Source organism: Echinicola vietnamensis DSM 17526, from assembly GCF_000325705.1.
Classification (GTDB): domain Bacteria; phylum Bacteroidota; class Bacteroidia; order Cytophagales; family Cyclobacteriaceae; genus Echinicola; species Echinicola vietnamensis.
In genome coordinates this window covers 256,630-272,010 of sequence record NC_019904.1, presented here as the reverse complement: position 1 = coordinate 272,010, position 15,381 = coordinate 256,630, and the positions used below count along the sequence as shown (strand labels likewise).

The following is a 15,381-nucleotide window of genomic DNA, read 5'->3' as shown; positions in this document are numbered from 1 at the left end:
TCAAATCAATTAAGTAAAAAAATCAGTTAATTTTAAATAATAATACAATGGCAGATCTTAAAGCATTCGCTGAGCAGTTAGTTAACTTAACTGTTAAAGAGGTTAGTGAATTAGCCGAAATATTGAAAGAAGAGTATGGTATCGAACCTGCTGCTGCAGCTGCTCCAGTAATGGTAGCTGGTGGTGCTGGTGAAGGTGCTGGCGAAGAAGAAAAATCTTCTTTCGATGTAGTTCTTAAAGCTGCTGGTGGTCAGAAACTTGCAGTAGTGAAATTGGTTAAAGAATTGACCGGACTAGGTCTTAAGGAAGCTAAGGAAGTTGTAGATGGCGCTCCTAAGGCTATCAAAGAAGGAATCGCAAAAGACGAAGCTGAAGCACTTAAGAAGCAACTTGAGGAAGCTGGTGCTGAAGTAGAGCTTAAATAATTTGAATAACCTCATCTGATAGGATGTAGGTTATTGATTAGACCTGACTTTTAAGTCAGGTCTTTTCCTGTTTGTGCACAGTTTTAAAATTGCACTATTCTAAGCGGAAATTGCCGCATTCAGTTATTTATTATCACTATAAACATATACTGCCTTGGCTATCCAGAATCAAACCGAAAGGAAAAGTTTCTCATCTATTAAGGTGGTCAAAGACTATCCGGATTTCCTCGATATCCAGTTACAATCATTCAAAGATTTTTTCCAATTGGATACTCCCGCTGAAAAGAGGAGACAGGATGGGCTTTTCAAGGTGTTCTCTGAAAACTTCCCCATAAGTGACTCCAGGGAAAACTTCACACTTGAATTCATTGATTATACCGTAGATCCGCCTAAATATAGTGTGGGTGAATGTATTGACAGAGGGTTGACCTATTCTGTTCCATTGAAGGCAAAACTTCGCTTGTTATGCTCCGATGAGGACAATGAAGATTTTGAAACAATAGAACAGGAAGTATTCTTGGGGAACTTACCGTATATGACCGAGAAAGGTTCCTTTGTCATAAATGGCGCAGAGCGGGTGATCGTTTCCCAGCTGCACAGGTCTCCAGGGGTGTTCTTTGCTCAAAGTAAACACACCAACGGTACGAAGCTGTATTCTGCCAGAATTATCCCTTTTAAGGGATCCTGGATAGAATTCGCTACAGATATCAACAATGTCATGTACGCGTACATTGACAGGAAGAAAAAATTCCCCGTTACCACTCTTTTGAGAGCTATTGGTTATGGTTCGGATAAAGCTATCTTGGATTTATTTGGGCTATCTGAAGAAATAGAGGCCAATAAGTCCAACCTTAAGAAAATTGTCGGTAGGAAACTGGCCGCACGTGTTTTGAAGACGTGGGTTGAGGATTTTGTGGATGAGGATACCGGTGAAGTAGTTTCTATTGACCGAAATGAAGTATTGTTGGAGCGGGATTCCGTGCTTACTGACGAGGACATCGAATTGATCCTTGATTCAGGTGCAAAAAGCGTGATCCTTCACCGTGATGATGTGAACATCGCTGATTACTCCATCATATACAATACACTTCAGAAAGATAATTCCAACTCGGAGAAAGAGGCAGTTGAGGTAATTTACCGTCAATTGCGTAATACAGAGGCACCAGATGAGGCCACCGCAAGAGAGGTGATCCATGGCCTGTTTTTCTCCGATAAACGATATGATCTTGGTGAAGTAGGTCGTTACAGGATCAACAAAAAACTCGGGCTTGATATTGAAGCCGAGAAGATCGTGTTGACGACAGAAGATATCATCAACATCGTGAAATACCTTATCGGTCTGATCAACTCCAAGGCTGTGGTCGATGATATTGACCACTTGAGCAATAGGAGGGTTAGAACCGTAGGGGAACAATTATATAGCCAATTCGGTGTGGGACTTGCCAGAATGGCGAGGACTATCCGAGAAAGGATGAACGTTAGGGATAACGAGGATTTTAAGCCCGTTGACCTGATCAATGCGAGGACACTGTCTTCCGTGATCAATTCCTTCTTTGGTACCAACCAGCTATCTCAGTTTATGGACCAGACCAACCCACTGGCAGAGCTTACGCACAAGCGTAGGTTATCCGCTTTGGGACCAGGAGGTCTTTCCCGTGAGCGAGCAGGTTTTGAGGTGCGTGACGTTCACTATACACACTATGGCCGTCTGTGTACCATTGAAACACCAGAAGGACCGAATATTGGGTTGATTTCTTCACTTTGCGTACACGCGAAAGTGAACGCCATGGGCTTTTTGGAAACACCTTATAGAAAGGTGAAAGAAGGAAAAGCCGGCATGGAAGCCGAAGATATTGTATTCCTGACGGCTGAAGAAGAAGACAATAACAACATCGCCCAGGCCAATGCACCTTTGGAAACGGATGGAAGCTTTGTCAATGATCGTGTGAAGGCACGTTATGAAGGTGACTTCCCTGTGCTGGAGCCGAAAGAAATCAGCTATATGGATGTGGCACCAAACCAGATTGTATCTGTGGCTGCTTCCTTGATTCCTTTCTTGGAGCACGATGATGCCAACCGTGCCTTGATGGGATCAAACATGCAGCGCCAGGCCGTTCCGCTTTTGAAAGCTGAATCACCTATCGTAGGTACCGGTCTAGAAGCCAAAGCAGCGGTGGATTCACGTTCACTTATTATTGCAGAGGCCGATGGTGTTGTGGACTTTGTGGATGCCAAGAAAATCGTCATCAAGTATGACTTGAGCGATGATGAATTGTTGGTCAACTTCAGTGATGAGTACAAGTCTTATGACTTGATCAAATTTAGAAGAACAAACCAAGATACGACCATTAACCTGACGCCATTGGTGCTGAAAGGACAGCGTGTGACCAAAGGGCAGGTATTGGTAGAGGGCTACTCCACCAATCAGGGAGAGTTGGCCTTGGGTAAAAACCTTAAAGTGGCCTACATGCCATGGCAAGGATATAACTTTGAGGATGCCATTGTAATTTCCGAGCGCGTTGTGCGGGAAGATATCTTTACTTCTATCCACGTAGAGGAGTTCCAGCTAGAAGTTAGGGACACGAAGCGAGGCGAGGAAGAATTGACTTCCGAGATTCCAAATGTATCTGAAGAGGCTGTTAAAAACTTGGATGAGAACGGTATCATTAGAATCGGTGCCGAACTGAAAGAAGGTGATATCATCATCGGTAAGATTACGCCAAAAGGTGAAACGGACCCTACTCCGGAAGAGAAGCTCCTCAGAGCGATCTTCGGTGACAAAGCGGGGGATGTTAAAGATGCATCACTTAAAGCTTCACCATCCTTGAATGGTGTGGTGATCGAGACCAAGTTGTTCTCCAGGCCTAAAAAAGACAAAGAGCTTCGCGCAAAAGCTAAAGCTGAAGTGGAAAAACTGAAGCAGGCTTATACGAAAGAGCTTCTTGGTGTCCGTGCCAAGATGATCAATAAATTGGTCAGCATATTGGACGGAATGACCTCTTTGGGTGTGAAGCATAAATTTGGTGATGAGATCATCAGCAAAGGCGTGAAGTTTAACCACCAGAATATTGAGAACAACCTCTTCCCGGCTAAGAACCCTTACCGTGATGAGAGTAACTATAATGTTCCGGAAGAGGCAAACCTTATTTCAGACATCATCCTTGATGACTGGACAGAAGACGAACATGCCAACAGTTTGATCCAGCAATTGGTGAAAAACTATACCAATACGCGAAATGAGATTTCGGGTAGGTTTAAGCGTGACAGGTTTACCCTTGAAGTAGGGGATGAGCTGCCAGCCGGTATCGTAAGACTTGCCAAAGTTTATGTGGCCAAGAAGCGTAAACTGAAAGTGGGGGATAAGATGGCCGGTCGTCACGGTAACAAAGGTATCGTGGCAAAAATCGTCCGTGATGAGGACATGCCGTTCTTGGAAGATGGTACGCCAATGGACATCGTTCTTAACCCGCTAGGGGTACCTTCCCGTATGAATATCGGTCAGATCTTTGAGACCGTATTGGCATGGGCAGGAGAGAAGATGAACAAAAAATATGCAACACCGATCTTTGATGGTGCGAGTACAGAAGAAGTGGCCGCTGAGCTGGATGCAGCAGGCTTGCCATCTTTTGGAAGGACCTACCTTTTCGACGGCCTTACAGGAAAGCAGTTTGACCAGCCGGTAACGGTGGGAATTGCCTATATGCTGAAACTAGGTCACTTGGTAGATGATAAGATGCACGCAAGATCGATTGGACCATACTCTCTGATTACGCAGCAGCCACTTGGCGGTAAAGCCCAGTTTGGTGGTCAGCGATTTGGAGAGATGGAGGTTTGGGCATTGGAGGCCTTCGGTGCGTCCCATGTGCTCCAAGAAATTCTTACTGTGAAGTCTGATGATGTGATTGGTAGGGCCAAGGCTTACGAGTCTATCGTAAAAGGTGAGAACCTTCCGAAGCCGAATATTCCTGAATCCTTTAACGTATTGGTTCATGAATTGAGAGGTTTGGCACTAGAAATCACACTCGACTAAATTAGATCTTATTGGGCCGAAAGGCCCTTCACATAAGCACAAAACAAATTATGGCGTTCAGAAAAAATAAAAAACTAAACAACGACTTTTCCAGGGTCACCATTAGTTTGGCTTCTCCGGAATCCATCTTGGATAGCTCTCATGGGGAGGTGACACAGCCAGAAACCATCAATTACAGAACGTACAAGCCTGAAATGGGCGGACTTTTCTGTGAGCGGATTTTTGGTCCTGTCAAAGACTGGGAATGTCATTGTGGTAAATACAAGCGCATAAGATATAAAGGCATCATTTGTGACAGATGTGGGGTTGAGGTAACGGAGAAAAAGGTTCGACGTGAGCGAATGGGCCACATTGAATTGGTGGTTCCAGTGGCACACATCTGGTATTTCAAATCCCTGCCGAACAAAATCGGTTACTTGCTAGGGTTACCTACCAAGAAGCTGGATCAAATTGTATACTACGAAAGATATGCTGTAATCAATCCAGGTATTAAGGCTGAAGATGGTCTTCAGTATCTTGATTTCCTTACAGAAGATGAGTATTTGGATATCATGGACAAGCTTCCAAAAGAAAACCAAATGCTCGACGACGATGATCCTAATAAGTTCATCGCCAAAATGGGGGCAGAAGCCATTGAGATGTTATTGTCTCGTTTGGATCTGGATGATCTATCCTATAGCCTTCGTCACCAAGCGGCCACCGATACTTCTCAGCAGCGTAAAGCGGAAGCGTTGAAGCGACTGAAAGTAGTGGAAGCATTTAGGGATGCAAGGACACGTATCGAAAACCGTCCAGAGTGGATGGTGGTAAGAATGGTGCCTGTAATTCCACCTGAGCTTCGTCCATTGGTGCCATTGGATGGTGGACGTTTTGCTACATCTGACCTTAACGACCTTTACAGAAGGGTGATCATCCGTAACAACCGTTTGAAGCGATTGATCGATATCAAAGCGCCAGAAGTAATCCTTCGAAATGAGAAGCGTATGCTTCAGGAAGCGGTGGATTCCCTTTTTGATAATTCCAGAAAGGTAAACGCGGTAAGGTCTGACGGAAACAGGGCATTGAAGTCACTTTCCGACATGCTTAAAGGAAAGCAAGGGCGTTTCCGTCAAAACTTGCTTGGTAAGCGGGTAGATTATTCTGGACGTTCTGTAATTGTGGTAGGTCCTGAGCTAAAACTTCACGAGTGTGGCTTGCCTAAAAACATGGCAGCGGAACTCTTCAAACCCTTTATCATCAGAAAGCTGATCGAAAGAGGGATCGTGAAGACCGTAAAATCAGCCAAGAAGATCGTAGACCGAAAAGATCCAGTGGTATGGGATATCCTTGAGAACGTATTGAAGGGACACCCTGTATTGCTTAACCGGGCTCCTACGCTGCACCGATTAGGGATCCAGGCTTTCCAGCCAAAATTGATCGAAGGTAAAGCGATCCAGCTGCATCCGTTGGTATGTACGGCCTTTAACGCCGACTTTGACGGTGACCAGATGGCGGTTCACGTGCCGCTTGGACACGAGGCGATTTTGGAAGCGTCTACCTTGATGCTTTCCTCTCATAATATCCTTAATCCTGCCAATGGAGCGCCGATTACCGTACCTTCCCAAGATATGGTATTGGGACTTTATTATGTGACCAAAGGAAGAAGGTCTACAGAAGAAGAGCCTGTTCCAGGTGAAGGCATGACCTTCTACGGTGAGGAAGACGTGATCATCGCCTTGAATGAGAAAGTTATTTCTCAGCACGCTTATATCAAGTGTAAGGTGAAAGTGAGGGATGAGAACGGAGAATTGGTGGATAAGATCGTGGAGACGGTTGCGGGTAGATTGATCTTTAACCAATTTGTTCCAGAGGAAGTAGGTTATGTAAATGAGCTATTGACTAAGAAAAAGCTTCAGCAGATCATCGCTGAGGTGGTAAAAATATGTGGTATCGCACGTAGTGCCCAGTTCTTGGATGATATCAAGCACCTAGGATTCCAAATGGCTTATGCCGGTGGACTATCCATGGGATTGAATGATGTAATTATTCCAAGCGACAAGGATCCATTGATCACGAAGGCGAAGGACGAGGTGGATCAGGTGTGGAATAACTACCTGATGGGATTGATCACGGACAATGAGCGATACAACCAGGTGATTGACATCTGGACCAGAACCAACTCCAATCTGACCAATATTCTGATGAAGCAGATGGAGGAGGATAAGCAAGGCTTCAATGCCATCTACATGATGATGCACTCTGGCGCGAGGGGTTCAAGAGAGCAGATCCGTCAGTTGGGTGGAATGAGAGGATTGATGGCCAAGCCACAGAAAAACCTTCAAGGTTCTGTTGGTGAAATTATCGAAAACCCAATTTTGTCCAACTTTAAAGAAGGGTTGGATGTATTGGAGTACTTTATCTCTACCCACGGTGCCCGTAAAGGTCTTGCCGATACGGCCCTTAAAACAGCCGATGCGGGTTACTTGACCAGAAGGCTTGTAGATGTGGCGCAGGATGTGATCGTTTCTGAGGAAGACTGCGGTACCTTAAGAGGACTGGTCGTACAGGCCTTGAAAGATAATGATGAAATCGTAGAGCCTCTTTCTGAGCGTATCGTAGGCCGTGTATCTGTGCATGATGTGATCGATCCAATCACGGATGAGGTAATCATCCAGTCTGGTGAAGAAATCACAGATGAGCTGGCACGAAAAGTAGACGAGTCAGCGGTAGAGGAAGTGGAGATCAGGTCCGTATTGACCTGTGAATCCAGAAGAGGTGTATGTACCAAGTGTTATGGCCGTAACTTGACCACAGGAAGTGTGGTACAGAACGGTGAATCGGTAGGGGTGATCGCCGCCCAATCCATCGGTGAACCTGGTACACAGCTTACCTTGAGAACATTCCACGTTGGGGGTACGGCATCCAATATTTCCGTAGAGGCCAGTATCAATGCGAAGTTTGAAGGTGTTGTAGAATTTGAAGAAGAATTCAGGTTCATCAATACGACCAATAAAGATGGTGATCCGGTAGCTGTCGTAATGGGACGATCCGGAGAAATCAAAATCAATGATGCGAAGTCAGGAAAGACGTTGGCTTCCAACCACGTTCCTTATGGTGCCATCCTGAACGTAAAAGATGGACAGAAAATTGGTAAAGGTGACTCTCTATGTACATGGGATCCATATAATGCCGTGATCTTGTCCGAATTTGACGGTGAGGTTTCATTTGAATCCATCATTGAAGGGGTGACGTTCAAGGAAGTGGCCGATGATCAAACTGGATATAAGGAAAAAGTTATCATTGATACCAAAGATAAAACCAAGAACCCAGCTGTAGTAGTGAACTACGGTGACGAAACCAAGAGCTATAACATCCCGGTGGGAGCGCACTTGGCAGTAGAAGAGGGGGATAAAGTGAAAGCTGGTCAGATCTTGGTGAAGATTCCTCGTTCTGTAGGTAAAACCCGTGATATTACCGGTGGTCTTCCTAGGGTAACAGAGCTGTTCGAAGCCCGTAACCCATCCAATCCGGCGGTTGTTTCTGAAATCGACGGTGTGGTAACCTATGGTGGTATCAAGCGTGGTAACCGGGAAATCTTCATCGAATCCAAAGATGGCGTGAAGAAGCGTTATATGGTGTCACTGTCCAAGCATATCTTGGTACAAGAGAATGACTTTATCAGAGCTGGTGAACCACTATCTGATGGAGCCATCACGCCAAACGATATCCTTTCCATCAAAGGTCCAACAGCTGTTCAGGAGTACTTGGTGAATGAAATCCAGGAAGTATACCGACTGCAAGGGGTGAAGATCAACGATAAACATATCGAGGTGATCGTAAGCCAGATGATGCAGAAAGTAGAAATCCTTGACGCTGGTGATACTGGATTCCTTCAAGGACAAATCGTGGACAAGTGGGCTTTCCGAGAGGAGAATGATAATATCCTTGACAAGAAAGTAGTAATGGATGCAGGTGATTCTTCGACGCTCAAAGCAGGTATGATCATTACATCCAGAAGGTTGCGTGATGAGAATTCCAGTTTGAAGCGTAAGGACCTTAAGCTTGTTCAGGTGAGAGATGCGGAGACTGCCGTATCCAAGCCGACACTTCAAGGTATCACAGCTGCTTCATTGGGAACTGAAAGCTTTATCTCTGCAGCTTCCTTCCAAGAGACGACCAAGGTCTTGAGTGAGGCAGCCATCCGAGGTAAGCGAGATGAGTTGTTGGGCTTGAAAGAGAATGTAATTGTGGGGCACCTTATCCCTGCAGGTACGGGACAACGAGACTTCCAACATATCATCGTGGGCTCCAAAGAAGAATACGAGAAGCTTTCTTCCACAGAAAGGGAGAGAGAATCCCGTAAGGCTAAGGAAACCGTAAAATAATAGCTTAATATAAAAGTGCGAAAGGCCTGTATTCATTGCAGGCCTTTTTTTGGTTCAAGCCAATTGCGGCCTTCAGGAAGTAAGCCTACTTCCATTGGATCGAAGACTATCGTGGCTGGGGAGATTGGTGCTCCTATGAACCGGTAATAAGAACAAATCAATAACGTCATGGAAGATAATAAAGAAGAAGAAAAAGCGAACAATCAGCAGATCAATGTGGAATTGTCCGATGAGGTGGCAGAGGGCATCTATGCCAATCTCGCCATGATTGCGCATTCCAATTCTGAATTTGTATTGGATTTTATCCGGTTAATGCCCGGAGTGCCCAAAGCTCGGGTAAAGTCGCGCATTATCATGACCCCGGATCATGCCAAGCGATTGCTTTCAGCGCTACAGGACAATGTGGAAAAGTACGAAAAGGCTTTTGGTAAGATAGAAGCAGGTCAAGATGTTCCTGAATTTCCAATGAACTTTGGCGGGACACTTGGTGAGGCTTAATCAAAATATAACTCTTTAATTTTGTTTGTTTTACCGATTTCGTTACCTTTGCAGTCCAAATTTCATATGTTAAAGGAGTAAAATAAATTTTATCAGTTAATGCCTACTATACAACAGTTAGTTAGAAAAGGTAGAACCACTTTGGTGACAAAGTCCAAGTCAAGAGCACTGGATGCATGTCCTCAAAGGAGGGGTGTGTGTACAAGGGTGTACACCACTACGCCTAAGAAACCTAACTCGGCGATGAGAAAAGTGGCCAGGGTTAGATTGACAAATGGAAAAGAAGTGAACGCTTACATTCCAGGAGAAGGACATAATTTGCAAGAGCACTCTATCGTATTGATCAGAGGTGGTCGTGTGAAGGATCTTCCTGGTGTGCGTTATCACATCATCCGAGGTGCACTGGATACAGCAGGGGTGAAAGACCGTAAGCAAGGTCGCTCCAAGTACGGTGCTAAGCGTCCTAAGGACAAAAAATAAACATTAGAAAACAAACTGAACAATGAGAAAAGCGAAACCGAAAAAGAGATATATTCTTCCTGATCCGAAGTTCAATGATACTTTGGTGACCAAGTTTGTGAACTGCCTTATGGTAGACGGGAAGAAGAGTATTGCTTACAGAATCTTCTACGATGCAGTAGATAAAGTAGAAGAGAAGTTGGGTGAGAATGGTCTTGAGGTTTGGAAAAAAGCGCTTAACAATATAACTCCAGCTGTAGAGGTGAAGAGTCGTAGGGTTGGGGGAGCTACATTCCAGGTACCAATGGAAGTAAGACCTGAAAGAAAGACATCACTTGGTATTAAGTGGATGATTACTTTTGCCAGAAGAAGAGGCGAAAAGACGATGATGGACCGACTTGCTGGCGAGATCATCGCTGCATCCAAAGGAGAAGGTGCGGCTGTGAAGAAAAAAGACGATACACACAGAATGGCCGAAGCCAATAAAGCATTCTCTCACTTTAGATTTTAATTAGGATGGCAAGAGACTTAAAATTTACAAGGAACATCGGTATTGCCGCTCACATCGATGCTGGTAAAACAACAACCACTGAGCGGATTCTATTTTATTCAGGCGTTTCCCATAAAATCGGAGAGGTGCACGATGGTGCTGCTACGATGGACTGGATGTCTCAAGAGCAGGAGAGAGGTATTACCATTACTTCCGCCGCTACGACGGTTTTCTGGCCTTACAGAGATAATAATTACCAAATCAATATCATCGATACCCCAGGTCACGTGGATTTTACCGTAGAGGTAAACCGTTCCCTGCGTGTATTGGATGGGCTTGTGTTCCTGTTTAGTGCAGTGGATGGCGTAGAGCCACAGTCTGAGACTAACTGGAGACTGGCTGATAACTATAAAGTACCTCGTCTTGGTTTTGTGAACAAGATGGACCGAGCAGGTGCAAACTTCCTTGACGTATGTAAACAAGTGAAGGAGATGCTAGGAAGCTATGCAGTTCCTTTGCAAATCCCTATCGGATCTGAAGATCGATTCCGAGGTGTGGTTGACTTGATCAACAACCGTGGTATCATCTGGAATGAAGATGATATGGGAATGACTTTCGAAGAAGTGCCGATTCCTGATGATCTTAAAGAGGAAGCTGCTGAATACAGAGAGTATTTGCTTGAAGCAGTAGCCGAATATGATGAGACCTTGATGGAGAAGTTCTTCGAAGATTCCAGCTCCATTACAGAAGATGAAATCCTGACTGCTCTTAGGGCAGCTACCATTGACATGAAGATCGTTCCAATGGTATGTGGTTCTTCTTTCAAAAATAAAGGTGTACAGACCATGCTTGACTTGGTGATGGAATTGCTTCCTTCTCCGTTGGACAAGCATGATATGATCGCTAACGATCTGAATGACGAAGAGAAGCAGGTAGCGATTGCTCCTGACCGCAATGAGCCATTCGCAGGTCTTGCATTTAAGATTGCCACGGATCCTTTCGTAGGCCGTCTATGTTTCGTAAGGGCTTACTCAGGTGTACTTGAGTCAGGTTCTTATGTATTCAATAGCCGTTCCGGTAACAAGGAGCGTATCTCCCGTGTATTCCAAATGCACGCCAACAAACAAAACCAAATCGAACGTCTAGAAGCAGGTGATATCGGTGCGGTAGTTGGATTTAAGGATATCAAAACCGGTGATACCCTATGTTCTGAAGAACGTAAAGTGGTATTGGAATCCATGATCTTCCCAGAGCCAGTGATTGGTTACGCGATCGAGCCTAAAACGAAGGCCGACGTGGATAAACTGTCCATGGCCATTACCAAGTTGGTAGAAGAGGATCCTACGCTTCAAGTGAACACTGACCACGAAACTGGCCAGACGATTCTACGAGGTATGGGAGAGCTCCACTTGGATATTATCATTGACCGTCTTAAGCGAGAGTTTAAGGTGGAAATCACCCAAGGTGCTCCACAGGTAGCTTATAAAGAAGCGTTGTTTGGTTCTGTAGAACACAAAGAGGTTTATAAGAAACAAACCGGTGGTAAAGGTAAATTTGCCGACATCGTATTTGAACTAGGACCGAAAGAAGAAGATCCAGAAACTGGTGAAGTAAAGCCTGGATTGGAATTTGAAAACGGTATTGTTGGTGGTGTAATTCCTAAGGAATTTATTCCATCCATCCAGAAAGGATTCCAAGAAGCGATGAAGAATGGTCCTTTGGCAGGTTACCCAATCGAAGCGATGAAAGTAAGGTTGTTCCACGGATCCTTCCACGATGTCGATTCAGATGCACTGTCCTTTGAATTGGCTGCAAGACTAGGGTTCAAGGAGGCTGCCAAGAAATGTAAGCCTCAGCTGTTGGAGCCAGTAATGTCAGTGGACGTGGTTACACCAGATGAGTATACTGGTCCTATTACCGGTGACTTGAACAGAAGAAGAGGTTTGATGAAAGGGATGGATACCAAAGGTACTTCATCTGTAGTTAAAGCTGCTGTACCATTGTCAGAGTTGTTTGGTTATATTACTGACCTTAGGACAATTTCTTCAGGTAGAGCGACTGCTACCTTGACATTCTCACACTACGAACCAGTTCCAAATAATATCGCCGAAGGTGTAATCGCTGAAGTAAAAGGAGCTAAGGCCTAAATTTAATTGAACATGAATCAGAAAATAAGAATAAAACTTAAGTCTTACGATCATACTTTGGTGGACAAGTCATCAGAGAAAATCGTTAAAGCTGTAAAGACTACCGGTGCTGTGGTGGTTGGTCCGATTCCTTTGCCTACTAAAAAGGAGAAGTTTACGGTACTGAAGTCCCCACACGTAAATAAGAAAGCAAGAGATCAGTATCAATTGTGTACCTACAAAAGATTGGTGGATATCTATTCCAACAGTTCTAAAACTGTAGATGCCTTGATGAAGATCGAACTTCCAAGTGGAGTAGATGTGGAGATCAAAGTTTGATCTTCCGTCCTAAAAATTAACATGAGGACCCATACCGTTATCAACGGATGGGTCCTTTCTTTTTGCTAGCATGCTCATATAATCTTTGGTCAGCGGTACCTAAAGGGGCCGATTCGGGGAAGATAATTTTTGTAAATGTTTGAAAATATATGAGTTGTAATTTGTTAGCTGTTTTAAAATCACTAACTTTGCAGTCCTTAAAAAGGCACAAGTGTGTAAATACTTGTGCATAATTATATTATATAACAGAAGATGTCTGGAATAATAGGTAAAAAAGTAGGAATGACTAGCATTTTCAGTGCCGATGGACGAAGTGTCGCATGCACGCTAATAGAAGCTGGTCCTTGCGTAGTGACGCAAGTAAAAAATGTAGAAACAGACGGGTACAGCGCTGTTCAGTTGGGGTACGGTGAGCGAAAGGAGAAAAACACTCCTAAGCCATTGTTAGGTCATTTTAAAAAGGCCGGAACCACACCTAAGCAGAAAGTTGTAGAATTCAGAGACTTCAGAGTTGAATTTGAAGGTCAAGTGGATCTTGGTAAGTCCGTAAAAGCAGGAGAGGTTTTCGCAGAAGGAGACTTTGTGGATGCTATCGGTACTTCCAAGGGTAAAGGTTTCCAAGGTGTCGTAAAACGTCACGGCTTTGCTGGTGTAGGTGGATCTACCCACGGTCAGCACAACCGTCAGAGACACCCAGGTGCTATTGGTGCATGTTCTTGGCCATCTCGAGTATTCAAGGGGCTAAGAATGGCAGGTAGAACCGGAGGAAGTCGTGTGAAAGTATTGAACCTTAAAGTATTGAAGGTTTATGCTGAAAAGAACTTGATCTTGGTAAGTGGCTCTGTCCCTGGTCCAAAAAATTCTTACGTTATTTTAGAGAAGTAATCAAATGGAATTAGCAGTATTAAAACATAACGGTGAAGAGACAGGTAGAAAGGTAAATCTTTCTGACGAAATTTTCGCGATCGAGCCTAATGATCATGCGATCTACCTGGATGTGAAGCAGTTTTTGGCCAACCAAAGACAGGGTACTCATAAGAGCAAAGAGAGGGCTGAGATAGCCGGCTCAACAAAGAAGATTAAAAAGCAAAAGGGTACCGGTGGTGCCAGAGCTGGTTCTATTAAATCTCCATTGTTCAGGGGTGGGGGTAGAGTATTTGGTCCTAGACCAAGAAACTACTCTTTCAAGTTGAACAAGAAAGTGAAACAATTGGCAAGAAAATCTGCCCTTACTTACAAAGCTAAAGACAACAGCCTAACCATTTTGGAAGATGTGAGCTTTGACAACATCAAGACCAAAAATTATGTAGCCTTGTTGTCTGGACTTTCTTTGGCGGATAAGAAGACCTTGTTGGTGCTTCCAGAAGCAAACAACAATGTGTATTTGTCAAGCAGAAACCTTCCAAAAGCGCAAGTTAAGACGGTATCAGACATCAATACGTATGATCTGTTGCATGCAGATACTTTGGTGCTATGCGAAGGCTCAGTAAGTAAGTTGGAAACCCTTTTATCGAAGTAAGACAATGGATATACTAAAGAAGCCTTTGATTACGGAAAAGATTTCGGCGATGAACGAAAGAGGCGTTTATGGATTTGTAGTGGAAAAGACTGCTAAAAAGCCAGAAATCAAAGCAGCCGTAGAGAAAATGTTCGGTGTAAAAGTGGTGTCAGTAAGGACCATGCGTTATGCAGGAAAGTTGAAGACGCGCTACACGAAGACAAAAGTAGTATCCGGTTATACCAATGCTTTCAAGAAAGCTATTGTACAAGTAGCCGATGGAGAAGTAATTGACTTTTACGGAGAAATTTAATTGAATCAGAATCATGGCAGTTAAAAAATTAAAGCCTGTAACTCCCGGTACCCGATATAGATTGGCGCCGACTTTTGACGAAGTCACTAAGTCTAAGCCAGAAAAGTCGCTATTGGCTCCGTTGAAGAGATCAGGCGGTAGAAATAACTCAGGTAAAATGACCGCCCGTTACATCGGTGGAGGTCATAAGAAGAGACTAAGAATCGTAGATTATAAGCGAAACAAGGATGGCGTGCCTGCTACTGTAAAAGGAATCGAATACGATCCTAACAGAACAGCTCGATTGGCATTATTGTATTATGCTGATGGTGCGAAGGCATACATCGTTGCACCGGAAGGATTGACCGCCGGAGATACGGTGATTTCTGGTGAGCATGTTGCTCCAGAGGTCGGTAACAACCTTCCGATGATGAACATTCCTTTAGGTACCATTATCCACAATGTGGAGCTTAAGCCTGGAAAAGGTGGTACTTTGGCAAGAAGTGCTGGTAGCTATGCGCAATTGGTAGCGAAAGAAGGTAAATATGTGGCCATCAAACTACCATCAGGCGAGTTGCGCTTGATCCTTGGAGTATGTAAGGCCACTGTAGGAACCGTGTCAAATGCAGATCACATGAACGTGGTATTGGGCAAGGCTGGTAGAAATCGTTGGTTAGGCAAGCGTCCAAGAGTAAGAGGTGTGGCCATGAACCCTGTCGATCACCCAATGGGTGGTGGTGAAGGTCGTTCATCAGGTGGACACCCAAGATCTAGGACTGGTTTGCTGGCTAAGGGTAAGAAAACCAGAACGCCTAAAAAGTATTCAAACAAGTTTATCATTAGTAAAAGATCTAAATAAT

The 15,381-nt window shown here is 44.3% G+C and carries 12 protein-coding genes; all 12 read left to right on the top strand.

Annotated elements, in window-relative coordinates; translation table 11 throughout:
- Nucleotides 1-47: 47 nt before the first annotated feature.
- The 12 genes from rplL to rplB all read left to right on the top strand — a co-directional run bounded on the left by rplL (nucleotide 48) and on the right by rplB (nucleotide 15,380).
- Nucleotides 48-425: a 50S ribosomal protein L7/L12 gene (gene rplL, locus ECHVI_RS01290; RefSeq protein ID WP_015264125.1), complete on the top strand. Its 378-nt coding sequence runs from the start codon at nucleotides 48-50 to the stop codon at nucleotides 423-425.
- A 154-nt stretch (nucleotides 426-579) separates the two neighbouring features.
- Nucleotides 580-4,455 (top strand): DNA-directed RNA polymerase subunit beta, encoded by a 3,876-nt coding sequence (gene rpoB, locus ECHVI_RS01285; protein WP_015264124.1) that lies wholly within the window; start codon nucleotides 580-582, stop codon nucleotides 4,453-4,455.
- A gap of 50 nt (nucleotides 4,456-4,505) precedes the next feature.
- Nucleotides 4,506-8,819: a DNA-directed RNA polymerase subunit beta' gene (gene rpoC / locus ECHVI_RS01280; protein ID WP_015264123.1), complete on the top strand. Its 4,314-nt coding sequence runs from the start codon at nucleotides 4,506-4,508 to the stop codon at nucleotides 8,817-8,819.
- Between the two features lie 168 nt (nucleotides 8,820-8,987).
- Nucleotides 8,988-9,317: a DUF3467 domain-containing protein gene (locus ECHVI_RS01275; protein ID WP_015264122.1), complete on the top strand. Its 330-nt coding sequence runs from the start codon at nucleotides 8,988-8,990 to the stop codon at nucleotides 9,315-9,317.
- A 99-nt stretch (nucleotides 9,318-9,416) separates the two neighbouring features.
- Nucleotides 9,417-9,797, top strand: coding sequence for a 30S ribosomal protein S12 (gene rpsL / locus ECHVI_RS01270; protein ID WP_015264121.1), 381 nt, complete (start codon nucleotides 9,417-9,419; stop codon nucleotides 9,795-9,797).
- Between the two features lie 22 nt (nucleotides 9,798-9,819).
- On the top strand, nucleotides 9,820-10,287 hold the full coding sequence (gene rpsG / locus ECHVI_RS01265) for a 30S ribosomal protein S7 (RefSeq protein ID WP_015264120.1): 468 nt from the start codon (nucleotides 9,820-9,822) through the stop codon (nucleotides 10,285-10,287).
- Between the two features lie 5 nt (nucleotides 10,288-10,292).
- Complete coding sequence (gene fusA / locus ECHVI_RS01260; protein ID WP_015264119.1) at nucleotides 10,293-12,413, top strand: elongation factor G; 2,121 nt, start codon at nucleotides 10,293-10,295, stop codon at nucleotides 12,411-12,413.
- Between the two features lie 12 nt (nucleotides 12,414-12,425).
- Nucleotides 12,426-12,731 (top strand): 30S ribosomal protein S10, encoded by a 306-nt coding sequence (rpsJ, locus tag ECHVI_RS01255; protein ID WP_015264118.1) that lies wholly within the window; start codon nucleotides 12,426-12,428, stop codon nucleotides 12,729-12,731.
- 252 nt (nucleotides 12,732-12,983) lie between these two features.
- Nucleotides 12,984-13,616, top strand: a complete 633-nt coding sequence (gene rplC / locus ECHVI_RS01250) for a 50S ribosomal protein L3 (RefSeq protein ID WP_015264117.1) — start codon at nucleotides 12,984-12,986, stop codon at nucleotides 13,614-13,616.
- Nucleotides 13,617-13,620: 4 nt separating this feature from the next.
- Nucleotides 13,621-14,250: a 50S ribosomal protein L4 gene (rplD, locus tag ECHVI_RS01245; protein ID WP_015264116.1), complete on the top strand. Its 630-nt coding sequence runs from the start codon at nucleotides 13,621-13,623 to the stop codon at nucleotides 14,248-14,250.
- Between the two features lie 4 nt (nucleotides 14,251-14,254).
- Nucleotides 14,255-14,542, top strand: a complete 288-nt coding sequence (rplW, locus tag ECHVI_RS01240; RefSeq protein WP_015264115.1) for a 50S ribosomal protein L23 — start codon at nucleotides 14,255-14,257, stop codon at nucleotides 14,540-14,542.
- A gap of 13 nt (nucleotides 14,543-14,555) precedes the next feature.
- Nucleotides 14,556-15,380: a 50S ribosomal protein L2 gene (rplB, locus tag ECHVI_RS01235; RefSeq protein ID WP_015264114.1), complete on the top strand. Its 825-nt coding sequence runs from the start codon at nucleotides 14,556-14,558 to the stop codon at nucleotides 15,378-15,380.
- The last annotated feature ends 1 nt before the right edge of the window (nucleotide 15,381 follow it).